Here is a 480-nt window from a genome sequence, read left to right as displayed (position 1 = left end):
AGACCGCGCGGATCGACGGTCGAAGGGCGGCGCGGCCAAGAGTGTCGCGGCGTCCTCCGGCGAGGAGCCCGACGTTGCCCGACGCGTGCTTGACTGAAGCTGCCGGAGAGCGGCGTCGGCGTGTTCGGTGGGTGGGCACGGACTCGGGAGGCTCGAGGAGAAGGAGCGCCGGTGCGGATTCTGGTGCCCCAAAGCCGGATTTCCGCTTTTCGCCTGTTCGCTGTCAGCGGCGTGGTCGCCGGTGGGCTCGAGCCGACAGGCGACCACGCCGATGACAGCGAACAGGCGAAAAGCGGAAAGCCGGCTTCGGGGCACCAGAAACAGCCGCTGAGTGCCTTACAGAGAGGCGGGCCGCGGCAGGAGATCCGGCACAAACAGGGCGCCCACCTCAGAACTGAGAATGAACAGGCCAAGACGGCGTGCGAGGCAATGACGCCGACGCAGCACGGAGCAGACGCAGCGCGCCAAGTCGGAGCCCGC

At 68.3% G+C, this 480-nt stretch carries 1 protein-coding gene; it reads left to right on the top strand.

Annotated elements, in window-relative coordinates:
- Window positions 1-171 precede the first annotated feature (171 nt).
- The coding region (locus tag CRD59_RS08240) for a hypothetical protein (protein WP_236632797.1) at window positions 172-480 on the top strand (309 nt) is incomplete at its 3' end.

Origin of the sequence: Bifidobacterium xylocopae (genome assembly GCF_003315615.1) — a bacterium.
Classification (GTDB): Bacteria; Actinomycetota; Actinomycetes; order Actinomycetales; family Bifidobacteriaceae; genus Bombiscardovia; species Bombiscardovia xylocopae.
This window is presented reverse-complemented; position numbering and strand designations above follow the sequence as displayed.